11 protein-coding genes are annotated in these 19,503 nt (G+C 41.4%); 4 read left to right on the top strand and 7 right to left on the bottom strand.

What is annotated here, in order from left to right:
* Position 1: 1 nt before the first annotated feature.
* From lolA to lrp, 3 genes are all read right to left on the bottom strand, one after another.
* Positions 2 to 646: an outer membrane lipoprotein chaperone LolA gene (lolA, locus tag GUY17_RS09340; RefSeq protein ID WP_162024330.1), complete on the bottom strand. Its 645-nt coding sequence runs from the start codon at positions 644 to 646 to the stop codon at positions 2 to 4.
* Between the two features lie 2 nt (positions 647 to 648).
* Positions 649 to 3,306 carry a DNA translocase FtsK gene (locus tag GUY17_RS09335; RefSeq protein ID WP_162022961.1) on the bottom strand — a complete coding sequence of 886 codons (2,658 nt, stop codon included), beginning with the start codon at positions 3,304 to 3,306 and terminating at the stop codon, positions 649 to 651.
* A 273-nt stretch (positions 3,307 to 3,579) separates the two neighbouring features.
* The gene (gene lrp / locus GUY17_RS09330; protein WP_101087629.1) at positions 3,580 to 4,077 is read right to left on the bottom strand and encodes a leucine-responsive transcriptional regulator Lrp; all 498 of its coding nucleotides are present in this window, start codon (positions 4,075 to 4,077) and stop codon (positions 3,580 to 3,582) included.
* A 182-nt stretch (positions 4,078 to 4,259) separates the two neighbouring features.
* On the opposite strand from lrp, the gene ald reads away from it, so the two are divergent.
* Positions 4,260 to 5,375, top strand: a complete 1,116-nt coding sequence (gene ald, locus GUY17_RS09325; protein ID WP_101087653.1) for an alanine dehydrogenase — start codon at positions 4,260 to 4,262, stop codon at positions 5,373 to 5,375.
* Positions 5,376 to 5,499: 124 nt separating this feature from the next.
* Here ald and GUY17_RS09320 read toward each other — a convergent pair whose 3' ends face one another.
* The 4 genes from GUY17_RS09320 to GUY17_RS09305 all read right to left on the bottom strand — a co-directional run bounded on the left by GUY17_RS09320 (position 5,500) and on the right by GUY17_RS09305 (position 12,561).
* Positions 5,500 to 7,758, bottom strand: a complete 2,259-nt coding sequence (locus GUY17_RS09320) for a GGDEF domain-containing protein (protein WP_162022960.1) — start codon at positions 7,756 to 7,758, stop codon at positions 5,500 to 5,502.
* A gap of 223 nt (positions 7,759 to 7,981) precedes the next feature.
* Positions 7,982 to 9,196, bottom strand: coding sequence for an RsmB/NOP family class I SAM-dependent RNA methyltransferase (locus tag GUY17_RS09315; protein WP_059746707.1), 1,215 nt, complete (start codon positions 9,194 to 9,196; stop codon positions 7,982 to 7,984).
* Between the two features lie 302 nt (positions 9,197 to 9,498).
* A complete protein-coding gene (locus GUY17_RS09310; protein WP_162022959.1) occupies positions 9,499 to 10,764 on the bottom strand; it encodes a sugar MFS transporter in 1,266 nt (421 codons plus the stop codon).
* A 162-nt stretch (positions 10,765 to 10,926) separates the two neighbouring features.
* Positions 10,927 to 12,561, bottom strand: coding sequence for an alpha-glucosidase family protein (locus GUY17_RS09305; protein WP_162022958.1), 1,635 nt, complete (start codon positions 12,559 to 12,561; stop codon positions 10,927 to 10,929).
* Positions 12,562 to 13,066: 505 nt separating this feature from the next.
* Between GUY17_RS09305 and GUY17_RS09300 the strand changes: the two genes are divergently transcribed.
* From GUY17_RS09300 to GUY17_RS09290, 3 genes are all read left to right on the top strand, one after another.
* Complete coding sequence (locus GUY17_RS09300) at positions 13,067 to 15,787, top strand: TonB-dependent receptor (protein ID WP_101087624.1); 2,721 nt, start codon at positions 13,067 to 13,069, stop codon at positions 15,785 to 15,787.
* Positions 15,788 to 15,903: 116 nt separating this feature from the next.
* Positions 15,904 to 17,427 carry a tryptophan halogenase family protein gene (locus GUY17_RS09295; protein ID WP_162022957.1) on the top strand — a complete coding sequence of 508 codons (1,524 nt, stop codon included), beginning with the start codon at positions 15,904 to 15,906 and terminating at the stop codon, positions 17,425 to 17,427.
* 68 nt (positions 17,428 to 17,495) lie between these two features.
* A complete protein-coding gene (locus GUY17_RS09290; protein ID WP_162022956.1) occupies positions 17,496 to 19,415 on the top strand; it encodes a glycoside hydrolase family 13 protein in 1,920 nt (639 codons plus the stop codon).
* Positions 19,416 to 19,503 lie beyond the last annotated feature (88 nt).

Genomic DNA, 19,503 nt, shown 5'->3' with positions numbered 1-19,503 from the left:
CCTAGTTTGTTTGCTTTAAACGTTGATCGTCAATATCAACGTTATCAGGTACGGCAAACTTAAAAATGTTTGTCTCGTTATCTTTTACTTTACGTTGCTGAGTTAACGCAAATTGACTGAGGTTGCCTTGCTCGTCAGTCAAGTTAAATTTAACTAACTGGCTCGCTTCAAAACACACACTCACGGCAACGACATTGCTGTTAAGTTTTTTAGGTTGAATATCAAAACAGCTTGATTTTCCGCTTACGGCACGCTTAATGACCGAATACTTAGCCCATGTGGCTTCGTCTCGATGCACTAACAAGGCCATAGGAGATGCATCAACGGCTTGAGCAACATCCATCACAGTCACTTCTTCCGCAAAAGGATTATAAATCCACAAGTTAGCGCCATCTGCCACAATTAATGATTCGTCTGGCTGAGTTAAATGCCAGTAAAATTGATTCGGATACGCAAGTGCAAACACCCCGCTTCCAGTTTGAATAGGCTTACTGTTAATGTCAGTCACTTGTTGGGTAAATGTCGCATGTAAGCTGTCTATATTAGATAGCTTAGCGCGTAATTCGGTTGCGTCATCGGCCGTTGCGGCAACGCTGCTTAAACTTGTGGCTAATAATAGGCTTAACACTGTAATACGTTTATTCATCATTAATTCCTCGGTGGTGGCGGAGCCAACACTTCACGATTACCATTGTGGCCTTGGGCTGTCACAATACCTTGGCTTTCCATCATTTCAATAATGCGGGCGGCGCGATTGTAACCAATTTTAAATTTACGTTGTACGCTAGATATGGAGCCGCGGCGAGTTTCGGTAACAAATGCTACCGCGTCATCATATAACGCATCCAACTCTTCTTCGCTATCGGAGGTTTCACCGGGTAACAGTACTTGTTCACCATCTGTAGCACCATTAAGAATTTCTTCAATATATTGTGGCTTACCACGAGCACACCAATCGGCTACGACTTTATGCACTTCATGATCATCAATAAACGCCCCATGAACACGATTTGGCAAACCGGTTCCTGGAGGTAAATACAGCATATCACCCATGCCTAATAGGGTTTCTGCGCCCTGTTGATCAAGAATGGTACGAGAGTCAATTCGTGACGACACTTGGAACGCAATACGGGTTGGAATGTTAGCTTTAATCAAGCCAGTGATCACATCAACCGATGGACGCTGTGTCGCTAATATTAAGTGAATACCTGCCGCACGCGCTTTTTGCGCGATACGGGCAATGAGTTCTTCTACTTTCTTACCAACAATCATGATCATGTCAGCAAATTCATCGACGACCACCACAATAGAAGGCAGTTTTTCTAATGGTGGCGCATCGTCTAGCATGCTTTCAGAAGACTTCCATAATGGATCGGGAATGTACTCCCCTTTGGCGGCTGCTTCTTTAATTTTAAAGTTGTAGCCTTTAAGGTTACGCACACCTAATGCCGACATTAATTTATATCGGCGTTCCATTTCACCTACACACCATCGCAGTGCATTGGCTGCTTCTTTCATGTCGGTAACCACTTCACACAATAAATGTGGAATACCTTCATACACCGACAATTCGAGCATCTTAGGGTCAATCATAATAAAGCGGACATCATCTGGGCCCGATTTATACAACAAACTGGTGATCATCGCATTCACACCGACCGATTTACCAGAACCCGTTGTACCAGCAACTAATAAATGCGGCATTTTGCCTAAATCAACGACCACAGGCTCACCGGCAATGTCTTGTCCTAACACCATAGACAATGTCGATTTGCTGTCTTTAAACGCGGCAGAATCGAGTACATCGCGCATAAACACGGTTTCACGGAACTTGTTCGGTAATTCTAGGCCTACATAAGCTTTACCTGGAATAACTTCAACTACACGCACGTTTTCAGATAATAATGAACGGGCTAAATCTTTCGATAAGTTGGTGATTTTAGACGCTTTAACCCCTGGAGCTAATTCAAGTTCAAAACGAGTAATCACAGGTCCAGGATACACCCCTACTACATTGGCGATAATGTTAAAGTCGGCCAGTTTTGTTTCAACCAATCGAGCAACTTGCTGTAATTCAGCTTCACTTATGGGGTTTTTCTTACGATCTGGAACATCAAGTAAGGTAATGCTCGGTAGCGGATCCATTTTTTGACGCGCTTGTTGAGGGGTTTGGCCATCAATTACCACAACGCCATCCACAATTCGGACATCTTTTTTCGGCTTTTGCTGAGCGACTAATGCCCCTGTTGAATGAGGCTTATTAAATGCTTCCTCAAAAGGTTCATCTGCGATATCTAGATTATTAATTGCAGGGCTATCATTAACGCCATCATCATTGTCGTCATCAATATCAAAATCGACATCATCTTTAGTCGCGACCCAAGGTGCAAAAGATGTGTCGTCATTATCGAGTTGCATCGACGGTTCTTGGCGATCATCTATATCAAATTCATCGTCATCATTGTCTGATACGTTAATATCTTCAGCAGGTTTAGCCTTGCGGCTAAAGAAACTGCGTTTTTTCTCAACAATAGGTGGCGTCTCTATTGCTGGCTTAATATGAATTGGCACTTTGACTGCCGATTTGCTTGGCTTATCCAGTGAGGGTTCATTTTGTAGATCAATTTCATTACGGCGTTGGGTAAACTTATCCACTAATGACATAAAACCTTTGGTATCTTCGGTCTCACGTTCACGTTTAAATAATCGTGGCAATGTCCATATTTTCTTAGCTAACCAGATAGAACCTAAACCCGTTAACTCAATAATGGTTAACCAACTCACGCCTGTCGCTAAGGTGAAGCCTGCACCAATAAAACACATTAATAGTAATGTGGTGCCGAGCTTATTAAAATACGGCAACATGGCTTGACCAATAACGTCACCTGCAACACCACCGGCTGAAAACACAAACATATTCTCGGCATTCATACTGACCAGCGCAGCTAACGCCAGCAACATCAGAATAAAACCAATAATTCTTAGGCCAACAGAAAAATAATCTATTTCGAACACTCGATGCGCGCGATTAAAAATAAACCAACCGGTTGTGGCTATAATCATGGGAATTAAAAAAGCGATGAACCCGAAGAAATAAAACAGCACATCTGCTGTCCAAGCACCGACTGCACCAGTCCAGTTGTGTATCTCACCTTGGAAATGCGACTGACTCCAGCCAGGGTCACTTGGATTGAAACTGGATAATGCCAATAGAATATAGGTTGCAACCATGCAACATAATATAAGACCACCTTCAAGTAGCCTTTGTAGGCCACTGAGTGTTTTAAGACTATTTTCCTGAGTCAAACGAAAGCATCCATAAAAAAGTGAAAAATAAGGGTTAAGATAACAGAATATCACTGTATTTGCAGTGATTATGCACCTTGAATTAATCAAGCTCAATCGATTGTTATGTCGAATTAATCAAGAAACATAAAAGCATTGATGATGGTAGTCAAGATGATGATTTTATATACAAAAAATGTTTAGTTAGCGAAAAAGATGAACATAGGCAACAACAGTCACCTATAATTCATCATTCCGGCTCTAAAAACGGGATAGGCGATTAAGTTAGCGAGATTACCCTAGGTTGTATAACGCAACCTTATTGGTTTGTTTAACCTCCTCCATCACTACATAAGTACGAGTATCTGAAATGGATGGCAGTTTCAGTAAGGTTTCACCTAATAATCGCCGATATGCAGACATATCTGACACCCTAGTCTTTAATAAGTAGTCAAAATCACCAGAGACCAAATGGCATTCTTGGATGTCATCAAGCAATTGTACAGCACGGTTAAAGCGGTCAAAAATGTCTGGAGTGTCACGATTTAGAGTGATCTCAACAAAGACTAATAAAGAAGCGCCGAGGAAGTGTGGATTAACTAACGCAGTATAACCGCTGATAAAACCTTGTTTCTCAAGCCTTTTTACTCTTTCTAAACACGGTGTAGGACTTAAGCCGACTCGTTTAGATAGTTCAACATTTGATATGCGACCATCCTGTTGAAGTTCATTTAAGATATTACGATCAATGCGGTCTAAATCTTTCACTGAAAAGCTTTTGCTATTTGCCATATATTCAACCTTGTTTTGTCCTTAAAACAACACTTCTGCCTATTAATTATCGAAATTCAGCAACATAATCTGCTAAAGCAGCACTATACTAGAGTCACCTGAAATAAGCACGTTCAGGTCACAATTAATAACAACTATACCCACTTGAAGTGGGGTTTTTTATGTCAATCGAGGCTCAAATAATGATTATTGGTGTTCCAACAGAAATCAAAAACCACGAATACCGTGTAGGCATGGTTCCTTCAAGCGTACGTGAATTAACCATAAAAGGTCACGTTGTTTATGTTCAATCAGATGCGGGTGTGGGTATTGGTTTTACCGATCAAGACTATATGGATGCGGGCGCCTCGATTTTAGCTACAGCAGCTGAAGTGTTTGCTAAGTCAGACATGATTGTAAAAGTTAAAGAGCCACAAGCAGTTGAACGTGCAATGTTACGTCACGACCAGATTTTATTCACTTATTTGCACCTTGCACCAGATTTGCCGCAAACTGAAGAATTAATCACCAGTGGCGCTGTTTGTATTGCTTACGAAACCGTAACAGATGACCGCGGCGGATTACCATTACTAGCACCAATGTCAGAAGTGGCTGGCCGCATGTCAATCCAAGCAGGAGCTCGCGCACTTGAAAAATCATTAGGCGGCCGTGGTATGTTGCTTGGTGGTGTTCCAGGTGTTGAGCCAGCTAAAGTGGTCATCATTGGTGGCGGTATGGTTGGTACAAACGCAGCGCAAATGGCTGTTGGTATGGGTGCTGATGTTGTTGTTTTAGATCGCAGCATCGATGCATTACGTCGTCTAAACGTTCAGTTTGGTTCAGCGGTTAAAGCTATTTACTCAACAGCTGATGCTATTGAGCGTCACGTATTAGAAGCTGATCTTGTTATTGGCGGTGTATTAGTTCCAGGTGCTGCAGCGCCAAAATTAATCACTCGTGACATGGTTAAGCGCATGAAACCAGGCAGTGCAATTGTTGACGTTGCTATTGACCAAGGTGGTTGTGTTGAAACATCGCACGCTACCACTCACCAAGACCCAACTTACATTGTTGATGACGTAGTACATTACTGTGTGGCTAACATGCCAGGTGCAGTAGCGCGTACTTCTACGTTTGCATTAAACAATGCAACACTACCTTACATCATCAAGCTAGCTAATCAAGGTTACAAACAAGCATTATTAAATGACAAACATTTATTAAATGGCTTAAACGTAATGCACGGTAAAGTCGTCTGTAAAGAAGTGGCAGAAGCGTTGAACCTTGAGTTCACTGAACCAAAAAGCATGCTTGCTTGAATGAGTAAGTCATTGAATTAACTTTATTCAATAAAAATGCCGCATTAATAAATGCGGCATTTTTTATGTTTATTAAGCGCGAATATCAAACACTGATATCAAACACTTATATCAAACACTTATATCAAAAGATACGAGATTGTTTCGCCAATAATGCAAAGAAGTCAGCTTTAGGCATAGGTTTATAAAAATAATACCCTTGCACCGCTTCAATATTCTGTTTTTTGATAAAATCTAATTCAACTTCAGTTTCGACACCTTCAGCGACAATTGACAGATCTAATGCTCGGCTCATACTGACAATAGCTTCAATCAACGCTTCATGTCGCGCACCCAATGAAATTTTCTGGATGAAGGATTTATCAATTTTAACTTGATCCACTGGGAAGTTTGCCAAATAAGATAAAGATGAATAGCCAGTACCAAAATCATCCACTGAAATTTTCATTCCACGATGCCGAAGTTCTGTTAATAATTGGCTAATCGATGATTGTTGTTTCATCATTAATGATTCGGTGATTTCTAAAGTGATCAGCTGATACGGGATCTGGCTGCCACCTAACAACTTTGAAATGTCATCAAAATAGCGTAAAAATCGTTGTTGTAGATCGGTCGTCCAAAATTCAATCGTCGACACATTAATTGAAAATGGAATGGCATAACCACTTTTCTGCAATGCGATGATACTGGTTATTGCTTGTGTTCTCACCCACTCACCGATTTGAACAATTAAACCAGACTCTTCTGCAATAGGAATAAACTCATCTGGCGAAATAAATTGACCATCATGTATCCAGCGCAATAACACTTCAGCTTTAATGATTTGGCCACTAAACGGATTCACAATGGGTTGATAATACAGTTCAAATTCATTCTGGCTCAATGCAGACTTAAGGTGTAAGTACAATTCTGCATGTCTTTCTGCATCTTTTTGGATCTGCTGATTAAAGAACTGCAGACAATTACGGCCTCGAGATTTTGCGTTGTACATAGCTTGCGTGGCGCAATTTAATATTTGTTCCACATTATCAGCATCGTGTGGATAACGAGCAAGGCCAGTACTCATGGATAACATGACATCTTGACCGCCAACAATAAAAAGCTTTTTCAACTCATCCGTTAGATCATCAAAAAGACTAATTAATGACTCGGTACACATTTTACCCGGTAAAACTAATGCAAATTCATCGGCCGCAATACGCGCAATAAGGACATTATCAGGAATGGCACTCAGTAAGCGCTGTGCGACAAATTTCAATACAAGATCACCGTTATCATGTCCGAGGGTATCGTTAATTTGTTTAAAATGGTCGATGTCCATCAGCATCAAGCTAAAGTCTTGCTTGCAACCGTTTACGCTGTCTTCTGAATCGATCATAGCTTGTAGACTTTCAAACAAGTATTTACGGTTCGACAATCCGGTAAGTTGATCGTAGTTGGATTGAAAGTTAATCATTTTTTCAGCGTTTTTACGGGCGGAAATATCGGTAATTAACCATGCAAAACAATTCTGTTGCGTAAAACTATCCCGAATAACGGTCACATTAAGCGAGATATCAATAATATCATTGTCGGTTTTAAGACCTTTTAACTCCCCTTGCCAAGGGTGTCCGCGCTTTAAATGCTCAAATAAATCTGCTACTACATCTTGTTGGGAGTGACTCAAAAAACGATGAACATCAAATAATTTAAGATTGGCGTAATAGGTAGACGTTAAGGATTTAAAAATGGGATTGGCTGATAACACCGAGTTATCTTCACTGGTGATAACTAACGCAATAGGCAAACTGTTAAAAATCTTGCTACTTAACCGTTGAATATGCATTCCGCGGCTTCGTTCAATGGCTAAACTGGCCAAACGTGCCGCTTCTTGTATTAGGTGAAAATCTTGCTTGGACGGCGATTTAATCGTGTCATAGTACATGGCAAAAGTGCCCAGTACTTTTTGATTACTGTCTTTTATCGGTTCAGACCAACACGATTTTAGTCCGGCTTTTAAAGGTAATGCTTTAAAGTCTTTCCAATTAGGATGATGTTCAATGTCTTCAACAATGACTCTTTCACAAGTATATGCGGCGGCGCCACAAGAACCCACATCAACGCCAATCTCGATGCCGTTAATCGCATTGTTATATTCTTCAGGAAGATTTGGAGCCGCACCCGAGAATAACCGTTTACCGTCATCACTCAATAAAAGCACTGATGCACGAGTACCAATTTTTTGTGCTTCTATCAATAATACTAAGGCATGAAGCATTTCGCCTAATGGTAGGCCCTGCAATACCATATCGAGTATTGTACTGTATCGCTCGATACTCGATTCACGAAAATCATGTTGGTCTGTATCTTCTATGAATTTATTGATATGCGGTCCTATATCCATAACGCTCCATTATTACGGCGAATGCTTAAAAATAGATATTTCTAATATGAATAAGATTATGCATTTGTGAGAACTTAATCAATGTCTTAACGTAAATTAATTCAAAACACTCAGTTTAACGAGCAAAATTTATCCATAAATAAAAACAGTGCAAATAAATGCACTGTTTTTATGTTACTCACCATCAATTTAATGAATATAAAAATGGGTATTATTTGAATAATTATTCGCTAATGCGTTCCATCTTTGCAAGATAGAAACCATCGAAGCCGCGTTCTGAAACTAAGATGTTTTCATCTTCAATAAGCGTAAACTGTGGATTGTCTGCAAGAAATGCATCAATTTGATCGCGATTTTCTTCTGGCATGATTGAACAAGTCGCATAGATTAATATTCCGCCGACTTTAACCATACGGCTGTAGCTTTGCAAAATATGTTTCTGCAATTCAACCAACACAGGCAAACGCTCTGGAGTATCACGCCATTTTGAATCTGGATTGCGTTTTAGCACACCAAGTCCAGAACAAGGTACATCTAATAGCACACGGTCAGCGGTTAATTTTAAACGCTTAATGGTTTTCGAACTGGCAATAATCCGTGTTTCAACATTATGAGCACCTGCACGTTTAGCGCGAGTTTTAAGATTATCCAGTTTCCATTGTTCAACATCCATCGCGAGCAAACGGCCCTTACCTTGCATTTGTGCCGCGATGTGCAAGGTTTTACCGCCTGCGCCAGCACAAGCATCAACAACACGCATACCTGGTTTTGCATCCACAGCATTGGCAACTAACTGTGAACCCGCGTCTTGCTGTTCAAACCAACCGTCTTTAAATGCATCGGTGCGAAATAATGCTGAGTCTGATGTGACCTCAATAGCAGAAGCTACATCGCTTACTTCTATTGCCGTTACGCCTTCTTTTTTAAGCCTTTCAATAAGGGCGTCGCGATTACATTTCAGTTCATTAACGCGTAAATAGCGTTTTGGTTGTTCAGCCAGTGCCGCACGTTCAGCAGGCCACTTATCACCAAGTTGTGCCTGACCAAGCTCATTTAGCCACTCAGGACAACCATCCCATAATACAGGATCAGTTTTGGCTTGTTCTAGATTCGCCTCAAATGCTGCTTGCTCTAGTTGCAATGAATACTGCATTTTAGGTAAATCTAAGCCGTGAAATACATGCCAACCGTTGAGTAGTTTTGACCCTAAACGATCAAATTCTTCTGGTTTAATATCAACCAGAAAACAATATAAGTTTAAACGACGTAAAATATCGCCGGTGACTTGCGTGATCCGCGCTTGCTCTGATGGGTTAAGCGTTAAACCAGAAAAATGCTCTGAATAAGCTCTATCTAATGGTTTTCCTCGGGTTAACACCATAGTTAGTACATTTAAGACTAACTCTGATGAACTGCCTGACAACGGATAAGTCAACATGGGGGCTCTCTATCTAATATAACGATCAATTTAAAAACGTGCTGATCATAGGGATTAAAGCTGTTGATAGCAAGGCCATATCAGGCTTTACTCCTCACTTTGACAGCATAAAATAGCCAATTATTCTACCTTTATAGGTTTTCTGTGAATAACATTTTGTAGCAGCAACCGACCTTAATACCTTGAAGCTAACCCGTCCCCATTCATAACTGCATGATGTTATGTTCACTAATGCAACGCATTAAAAAAGCGACCCGAAAGCCGCTGATGGTTAATACTAATGACCTGCAATCAAAACGAGATTACATTCTTGAGCCTTTAGCACCATAGAATAAAATAAACGCGTAACACACAACCGGTAAAATAAACGCCACTTGTAAGCCCATACTATCGGCCATCACACCCTGTAATAACGGTACAATTGCGCCGCCAACAATGGCTAAACATAATATGCCACTGCCTTGTGAGGTGTGTGGGCCTAAATCTCGGAGTGCTAAGCTAAAGATAGTTGGGAACATAATCGAATTAAACAATCCAACTGCCAAGATAGACCACATGGCCACTGCGCCAGTACTGTTCATTGCCACTAACACCAGTGCAGCGGCAACAAAGGCATTAAAGGCTAACAAAGTACCTGCTGGAATTTTTTGCATAATAACCGAACCGACAAAACGGCCTATCATCGCCCCGCCCCAATAGTAGGTGATATATTTAGCGGCTTCTGCTTCTTGTAAACCGGCAACTTGCTCTTCGCCTAAAAAGTTAACTAAAAAACTACCAATAGACACTTCAGCACCAACATAGACAAAAATACCTACAGCACCTAACACCAAATGGATGCTTTGTAAGGCACTTGTTTTGCCATTATGCGTTATCACGCCAGTCGCTGAATCATCGCTGTGTTCAGCAATGGTAGGTAAATTGAGTTTTGAAAAAATTAACGCGAGTAAGCCTAACATTGCAGCCAAAATAAGGTATGGAAGCTTAACCACTTCTGCTTCTGATTGCGCTTGGCTTAAGCCATCTATTGCGCCAGATGCAACAGATAATATCAATACAGCACCAAAGAATGGAGCAACTGTCGTGCCTAATGCATTAAATGCTTGAGTTAGGTTTAAACGACTTGATGCGGTTTCAACGCTGCCTAACGCATTGACATAAGGGTTTGCCGCCACTTGTAAAATGGTGATCCCAGACGCCAATACAAACAGTGCACCAAGGAATAATCCATACGTTGCAAACGCTGCAGCAGGATAAAATAACAAACACCCGATACAAGCAATAACAAGCCCAGTGACGATGCCTTTTTGATAACCTAATTTTTTGACTAACTTACCTGCTGGTAATGAGACTAAAAAGTACGCCCCAAAGAAACAAAATTGAATCAACATCGCTTCGGTGTAATTAAGCGAGAACACCGCTTTTAAATGTGGAATTAGAATATCATTTAAACAGGTAATAAATCCCCACATGAAAAACAGTGAAGTTAATGACACAAGTGCAAAGCGATAACTACCGCTGCCTCCGGTCACTGTTGTTTGTTGAGTACTTTGCATTGATGAAGCCATAGTGTGGTCTCTTCTTGTTAATTATTATGTCGCTGTTTTATAAATTTATAATGGCGGCCGTATAGCATTTGAAGTTTGATACATTAATTTTTATATTGTCTCTCTACTGAAAACTAATAGATCAAAAAAGCTGAAATACTGTCGTATTTCAGCTTAGTCACTCTACTTAGCAAGCAAGCCATAAAAACTGGCATAACTTGGTAATACGATAGTCGCAGGATGCTGTTTATCTTGCATGCCACTGAGTAACCCATGTCCATCTAAGGTCGAAGATAAACGTAACGCTTTTAGGTCAAAGGTTTGTTGCATTGCTGACAAGTTAAACAGAACTAGCATCCGTTGTTGATCTTGACTGCGGATGAACGCTAATACATCAGGATGGCTATCAATAAACTGAATATCACCTTCAATCAGGATATGTTGCTGTTTACGCCACTGTAAAAAATGACGATAACTGTTCAGTATCGAATCTTGATCGGCTTCTTGTACATCTACGGCACTATTATTGTGTAACGGATCTATTGGTAGCCAAGGTGTTGCGTCACTAAAACCTGCATTAGGTGCTTCTTTTACCCAAGGCATTGGCGTGCGACATCCATCACGGCCTTTAAACATCGGCCAAAATGCTATGCCGAAGGGGTCTTGTAATTGATTAAACTCAATCGGTGCTTCCGTTAAGCCTAATTCTTCACCCTGATAACTACACACACTGCCGCGTAATGAAAACAACATCGCATTGAGCATTTTCACCATCGTTGGGTTAACACTATCTTTACCCCAGCGTGATGCAACCCGCTTCACATCATGATTGCCGATAGCCCAACATGGCCAACCATCACCAATACTGGCTTCCAGTTCTTCAACAGTTTGGCGAATATAAGCCGCGCTAAAATCATCGGTTAACAACTCAAAACTGTAGGCCATGTGTAAACGGTCATCGCCTTGAGTGTATTCTGCCATCGTGGCAAGTGAATCTTCAGATGACACTTCACCTAAGGTAACCGCGCCAGGGTAACGATTAATTAATGCGCGTAACTCTTCAATAAAGCCAACGGTTTGTGGACGAGTATTATTGTAGTAATGGTATTGGTAAGCATACGGGTTATCTTCACTGAAGCCACGGCCTTGACGCTTATCTTTTGGTTTAGCGGGGTTATCGCGTAATTGTTCATCGTGATAACAGAATGTAATCGCATCGAGACGGAAACCATCAACGCCTTTTTTAAGCCAAAATTCAACATTATCCAGCACAGCTTGACGAACCTGCGGACAATGGAAATTCAAATCTGGCTGACTTTTAAGAAAATTATGCAAATAGTATTGCTGACGGCGTGGTTCCCATTCCCATGCACAACCGCCAAAAATAGCGAGCCAATTGTTTGGCGCACTGCCATCATCTTTAGGATCGGCCCACACGTACCAGTCTGCTTTATCTTTATCACGGCTTTGACGACTTTGCTCGAACCAATCATGCTGATCTGAGGTGTGACTGAGTACTTGGTCAATCACCACTTTTATATTTAATTGATGGGCTTTCTCAATAAGTTGATCAAAGTCGGCCATGGTGCCAAACAGTGGGTCTATTTCAAGATAATCACTAATGTCGTAACCAAAGTCTTTCATCGGTGATTTGAAAAAAGGCGAAATCCAAATAGCATCAACGTTTAAACTGGCAATATAATCAAGTTTAGCAATGATGCCCTGTAAGTCGCCAACACCGTCACCATTAGAATCCATTAAACTGCGTGGATAGATTTGATATACCACTCCACCGCGCCACCAGGTTACCTGATCCATTGCTTCCCCTTAGAATTAAGCTAACCCCAAAATTACCTGTGAGTTACCTTGATGTTGCGGCTGGGTAACAGCTCGCTGTTGTTTTTCATTACCCCGAGGATACGTGAATAAGGAAATCAGGTTCAATACACCTGCATACGTATGCAAAGAATTAATTGACCTAACGCACTTACTGGAAACAATAAAAAAACTATGAATACAATAGGTTAACTTGTATAAATAGTATCCTTAAGTTGTTTCGTAATTGTAAAATCGAGCCGCTAATTCGCCACTAATAACGTTGAATACGTATGCATAATATTGTCGGCAAAACTGTACTGGGAGTAGTATCGTCACTGTTGCGCAACAATTTGGTCATAACTTCAGCACTTATGCAGTCACTTATAAAAGTTAATTAAGCATGCTGAGGGAAAAACACAATAAAGACTGTAACCAAAATTCAAAAGGACACTAACACTCGACCTGGACTTCAAGTTGTTAAGTATCCACTAAAGGGGAAAGATGAATGTTGCTATTTAAACCGAGCCTACTTACGCTAGCGTTAGTTGCTGCAGGTGCAAGCATGAGTGCTTACGCTGCTGATGACGTTAATACTACTGATACTGCCGAAGAAAATATTGAAGTGATTCAAGTCACTGGTATTCGTCGCAGCTTACAAGAATCACAATCACTAAAAATGTCTTCATCATCCATTGTTGAAGCCATTTCTGCCGAAGACATTGGTAAATTACCTGATGTCAGTATTGCAGAGTCACTTGCTCGCCTACCCGGTATTGCAGCGCAACGCCTTGACGGTCGCGCTAACGTCATATCAATTCGAGGTTTAGGCCCAGATTTTACTACCGCGACATTAAACGGCCGTGAACAAGCCTCGGTTAACGATAACCGTGGTGTCGAGTTTGACCAATACCCTTCTGAATTATTAAATCGTGTAGTGGTATATAAAACCCCTGATGCGTCTGTCATGGCTCAAGCCATCGGCGGCACCGTTGATATGCAAACAATTAGCCCGCTGACCCATGGTGAGCAAACTATTGCCATGTCGCTTCGTGGCGAAATGAACGACTTAGGTTCACTTAACAGTGGCTCAAGTGACACCGGTTATCGTGGCAGTATTTCATACATCGACCAGTTTGCAGACGACACTATCGGTATTGCGTTAGGTTATGCCCGCATGATGTCACCAAACCAAGAAGAACGCTGGCAGGCATGGGGTTACCCAGAAAATGATGCCGGTGACAGTGTTTTAGGTGGCGCAAAACCATTTGTTCGTTCAAGCGAATTAGAACGTGACGGTGTATTAGCTGTATTTGAATACGCACCTAACGACCAATTCACTTCAGTTGTTGATGTGTATTACACCAAATTTACTGATGACCAACGTTTACGCGGTATCGAAATTCCTGCTGCTTGGGGTACTAACGGTGGTGTAACAGCAACTAAAACAGAAAATGGTTTAGTGACTGAAGGTACCATTAATGGCGCTGAAGTCGTCATCCGTAACGATGTTAACAAGCGTGATGCTGAATCACTGTCAATTGGTTGGAACAACAAGTTCACCATTAATGACAATTGGCGCGTTGAAGCAGATATCGCTTTATCAAAAGCTGAACGTACCGATATTGGTATGGAAAGTTATAGCGGTACAGGCCGTGGCACCGGTGTTGGCGCGGTTGATGACCTAGGTTTTGCATATAATGGTGAAGGTGGTTACAACTTCACTCATGATCTTAATTATGCAGATCCAAACCTAATTAAATTAGGCGACCCACTGGGTTGGGGAAGCCCGCTTGGTGCCAATACTCAAGATGGTTTTATTAACAAACCCGAAATTGATGATGAATTAACATCATTCCGCTTAAGTGCTGAATATGTGTTTGATGAAGGCGCTGTGCGCAGCGTTGAGTTTGGTGTTAACCGCACTAATCGCGATAAAAGTAAGTTAGACAAAGGTTATTACCTAACGTTAGCGGGTTATGACGGTACAGATAACTACTTAGAATCTGTGCCAGAGCAATATTTATTATCGCCAACCTCACTCGATTTTTTCGGCATGGGTGATGTGCTCAGTTACGATTCGTTAGCCTTTTACAATGCGGGCGGTTATACCGAAACTGACGTTGCAGATGTCGATTTATCACGTGCAACCAACTCTTGGTCTGTATCAGAAGAAGTGTCAACGGCCTATGTTAAAGCCAACTTAGAGTCAGAACTATTTGGTTTACCTTTGATAGGTAATATTGGCTTGCAAGCCGTCTATACAGATCAAAGTTCAGACGGCACTGCAGCTAAAGTTGAAAATAATATTGTTGAGTTACTTCCTCGTACCGCAGGCGATACATATCTTGAATGGTTACCAAGTATTAACTTAGGTTTTGAAGTTGCCGATGGCCAAATGCTACGTTTAGCCGCTGCGCGTACATTAACCCGTGCGCGTATGGATAAAATGAATGCTAACGTCAATTATAGTTACAGCCAAAATCCTAATGATGGTGTTAACTGGTCTGGTAACTCGGGTAACCCCCAACTTCGACCTTGGTTAGCGCGTCAATATGACATTAGCTATGAAAACTACTTTAGTGATCAAGGTTATTTTTCCTTAGCTGTATTCTATAAAGACCTAGAAACCTATGTTTTTAACGACGACTCTACTTTAGACTTCAGCACGTTTTTACCGCAAAACCCAGGTGACAACCCGATTGGTAGTATCAGCCAACCTCAAAACGGTAATGGCGGTTATGTTCGTGGTGTTGAAGCCTCAGTTTCTCTAGATTTCGGTACATTTGCGGATTCGCTTGATGGTTTTGGTACTATTTTAAGTGGTTCGTACAACGAAAGTGAAGTGAAAGAAACCGCTGACAGTGAACCTCAACAACTTGAAGGTCTTTCTAAAAAAACCTTCAATGCCACTGTTTACTATGAAAATGCTGGCTTCGAAGCACGTATTAGCTCACGTTACCGTAGTGACTTCTTAGGTGAAGTCACCGCAATCAGCTTGACTCGTGTCAACGTAAACGTAAAAGCTGAAACAGTTGTTGACGCCCAAATTGGTTATGACTTTACCGAAAGCGGTATCGATGCTCTTTACGGCTTATCGGTTCAGTTCCAAGTAAACAACTTAACCAATGAGCCATTTACATCGTACACAGGTGAAGATGCACGTCACGTGCGTGATTATCAAAACTACGGTCGTAACTTTATGTTAGGCGCAAACTACAAGTTCTAATGGGCTTATAGAATGTACTAAACCGACAAAAAAGCCTCTGTAACCTATTACAGGGGCTTTTTTATTTTATCGGATTCAGTAAAAATAAATCAAAAATAGTTAAAAAGGCGATAACAATGGATCAAACAATAATAAAAAACATTGTCATTGTAGGCGGTGGAACGTCGGGCTGGATGACCGCAGCGATGTTAGCCAAGTTGTTTAAAACACAACTTAACATCACCCTTATTGAGTCTGATACCATCGGCACTATAGGTGTGGGTGAAGCCACCATTCCACCACTGCAGATATTTAACAGCGTATTAGGCATTAACGAGAAAGACTTTATTAAAGCAACTCAAGCCACCTTTAAATTGGGCATCGAGTTTGAAAACTGGCACCAACAAGGCGATGCTTATATGCACGCTTTTGGTAACATTGGTCGTGACTTAGGCTTTACCTCGTTTCATCATTATTGGCTCAGCGCTCAAGCTAATTGTAGCCAACAAAATCAAAATTCATTTAACGCGAATGACTTTTGGCAATACTCGCTTAATTATCAGGCCGCTAAACATAATAAATTCCAACCTATTCAAAGTATTGCTCAAGCGCAGATGAGTGGTATCACCCATGCCTATCATTTTGATGCCAGCTTATACGCCAACTTACTTCGCCAATACAGCACACAACGTGGCGTCACTCGAATAGAAGGCACTATAACCAGCACTCAACTCACCAATGATGACTCGATAGACAGTATCACCTTACAAAATGGTCGCTGTATTAGTGGTGACTTATTTATTGATTGTTCAGGTTTTTCTGCTTTATTAATTGAAAAAGCATTAGGGGTAGAATACGAAAACTGGCAGCATTGGCTCCCCTGTGACAGCGCATATGCCGTGCCATCTGAAAGTTCTTCTCCTGTCATTCCTTACACTAAAGCAACCGCCCACGATGCTGGTTGGCAATGGCGGATTCCACTGCAACATCGCACTGGCAATGGCATTGTGTATAGCAGCCAACATATGAGCGACGAGCAAGCTAAGCAGCATTTATTAGCCAACCTAGACGGAAAACCGTTAGCCGAGCCACGTAAAATCAACTTCACCACAGGCAGGCGCGTCAAGCAATGGCATAAAAACTGTGTTGCTATTGGGTTATCGAGCGGATTTTTAGAACCCTTAGAGTCCACCAGCTTACATTTAGTCCAATCGGCTATCATTCGTTTAACCAAATTATTTCCCCGAAACGGCATTCAACCCCAGCACATTGATGAGTTTAATCGCCAATCACAAACAGAGTTTGAGCAAATTCGCGACTTTATTATTTTGCACTATCATCTTAATTCTAAACAATCTGCCGACGGTGAACACGGTTTATGGCAGCAATGTCGCGACATGGATATTCCCGCAAGCTTACAACGTAAAATAGATTTATTTACCACCACGGCAACGGTTTTTCGGCATCAAGATGAACTCTTTACCGAAGCGGCCTGGATCCAGGTCATGTTAGGGCAAGGCATTATTCCTGCAGATTATCATCCACTTACCCAAGCGGTCACCCAAGTCGATTTAACCGACTACTTAACTAATATCCGTAAGGTCATTGCCAGCACGGTGAAGCAAATGCCGACCCATGAAACCTATATCGAAAAAATTTAAGTATTTGATAAAAAGTAATAATGAGTTAACAGAATAAAAATAAATTACATAAAACAGGACTAGTAATCATGTCATCACATTACTCACACCCAACGCCCCTAGGCCAACATCGCATCAGCAAGCTCGCATCACGTTTAGTATTAGGCTGTGCGCTCAGTGTCAGCGCCATGTCGGTGAATGCCGCACTTAACGTCGAGCCCATGTCATGGTGGGCGGGTATGCAACAACCTACGTTACAACTGTTGATTGCTGGCGATAACATTCGCGACACCCAAGTGAAATTAATCAAGGCTGAAGGTGTCACGCTCAGCAGCGTAGATAAAACCGACAGTAACGACCATTTATTCGTTAATTTGGACTTAAGCCAAGCTAAACCACAACAACTTACTTTGGGTCTATATAAAGACGACCAATTAGTTGATCAATTTGATTATGAGCTGCAAACCCGTCAAAAAGGTTCACGCGATCGCCAAGGGTTTAGTAATAAAGATGTGATTTACTTAATCACTCCAGATCGTTTTGTTAACGGTAATCCCGACAATGATAACCACCCAGACATGCTTGAAAAAGCCGATAGAAGCTTTGATGGCGGCCGCCATGGTGGTGATATTATGGGGATCCGCAAAGCTCTGCCCTACTTGCATGATTTGGGTGTCACTCAATTGTGGATTAATCCATTGCTTGAGAATAACCAACAAAAGTATTCTTACCACGGCTATTCCACCACAGATTTTTATAAAATAGACCCTCGTTTTGGTAGCAATCAAGAATACCAAGCCTTGGTAGATGAAGCGCAATCATTTGGCATTGGCATCATCCAAGATGTGGTTGTTAATCACATGGGGTCTGGTCATAAATGGATGAACAGTATGCCGAGTAACACTTGGATTAACGGCCAATCCCGTTGGGCGAACGATTCAACTGATGTCAATTACTCAAGCCATAGACGCACTACAGTACAAGATCCTTATTCAGTGAATGCAGACACGGTCGATTTTAGTGATGGATGGTTTGACGTCACTATGCCAGATCTCAATCAGCGCGATCCACACATGGCAACATACTTAATCCAAAATAGCATTTGGTGGGTTGAATATGCGGGGCTGAGCGGTATTCGTGAAGATACTTACTCTTATGCTGACAAAGATTTTCTAACAGCATGGTCAAAAGCCATTATGGATGAATACCCGCATTTTAATATTGTTGGTGAAGAATGGAGTAGTAACCCAGTGACGGTAAGCTACTGGCAAGCTGGTAAGGTAAATGCAGATGGTTATCAATCTTTTGCACCGAGCATGATGGATTTCCCCTTGTATGACACTCTTATAGCAAGCTTAACCAAAGAGGAAGATTGGGGAGCTGGATTTATCGATCTTTACCAAATGTTGGCTAACGATGTGGTGTATGCCAATCCAAGCCAGTTAGTGTTATTTGAAGGTAATCACGACACTAACCGTATTTACAGTTTAATGAAAAACGACATAGCACTGTACAAAATGGCCATGGCTTATGTACTGACCAGCAACCGTATCCCACAAATATTTTACGGCTCAGAAATAGTCATGCAAAGTCCTACAGAAGACCGTAACGACGGCGCTGTGCGCGCAGATTTTCCTGGTGGCTGGCCACAAGACAGTGTCAATGTGTTTACGGGTAAAGGGTTGAATGCACAACAAACCGAAGCACTTACCTTTGTACGTACATTATTAAATTACCGTAAAAACTCATTAGCGATTCAACAAGGTAAGTTGCAGCACTTTGTGCCCAAAGACGGTGTTTATGTCCAAAGCCGTCATCAGGGCGATGAAACCTTACTGATCATTTACAATAAAAACAGCCAGCCTATTGAACTTGATTTACAACGTTTTAAACCTGCGATTAATGACAACACTACTGGCGTTGATATTATCAACAAACAAACGTACTCATTATCTAAGCCGCTTACCTTGGCCAATAAAGGTGTCACGATTCTTAAACTGAGCCATTGATTTTTATCACAAATATGTAGACTCGAATATGTAGAGTCGAATATTTAGACGTTGGAATTTACGCTCTAAAGTTTAGATACAGATACGT

Origin of the sequence: Shewanella sp. Arc9-LZ, assembly GCF_010092445.1 — a bacterium.
Taxonomy (GTDB): Bacteria; Pseudomonadota; Gammaproteobacteria; order Enterobacterales; family Shewanellaceae; genus Shewanella.
This window is presented reverse-complemented; position numbering and strand designations above follow the sequence as displayed.

Excerpts from the sequence above, each read along its gene's own strand:
- lolA (WP_162024330.1), bottom strand. The coding sequence starts at position 646 with ATGAATAAACGTATTACAGTGTTAAGCCTATTATTAGCCACAAGTTTA.
- lrp (WP_101087629.1), bottom strand. The coding sequence starts at position 4,077 with ATGGCAAATAGCAAAAGCTTTTCAGTGAAAGATTTAGACCGCATTGAT.
- ald (WP_101087653.1), top strand. The coding sequence starts at position 4,260 with ATGATTATTGGTGTTCCAACAGAAATCAAAAACCACGAATACCGTGTA.
- GUY17_RS09320 (WP_162022960.1), bottom strand. The coding sequence starts at position 7,758 with ATGGATATAGGACCGCATATCAATAAATTCATAGAAGATACAGACCAA.
- GUY17_RS09315 (WP_059746707.1), bottom strand. The coding sequence starts at position 9,196 with ATGTTGACTTATCCGTTGTCAGGCAGTTCATCAGAGTTAGTCTTAAAT.
- GUY17_RS09310 (WP_162022959.1), bottom strand. The coding sequence starts at position 10,764 with ATGGCTTCATCAATGCAAAGTACTCAACAAACAACAGTGACCGGAGGC.
- GUY17_RS09305 (WP_162022958.1), bottom strand. The coding sequence starts at position 12,561 with ATGGATCAGGTAACCTGGTGGCGCGGTGGAGTGGTATATCAAATCTAT.
- GUY17_RS09300 (WP_101087624.1), top strand. The coding sequence starts at position 13,067 with ATGTTGCTATTTAAACCGAGCCTACTTACGCTAGCGTTAGTTGCTGCA.
- GUY17_RS09295 (WP_162022957.1), top strand. The coding sequence starts at position 15,904 with ATGGATCAAACAATAATAAAAAACATTGTCATTGTAGGCGGTGGAACG.
- GUY17_RS09290 (WP_162022956.1), top strand. The coding sequence starts at position 17,496 with ATGTCATCACATTACTCACACCCAACGCCCCTAGGCCAACATCGCATC.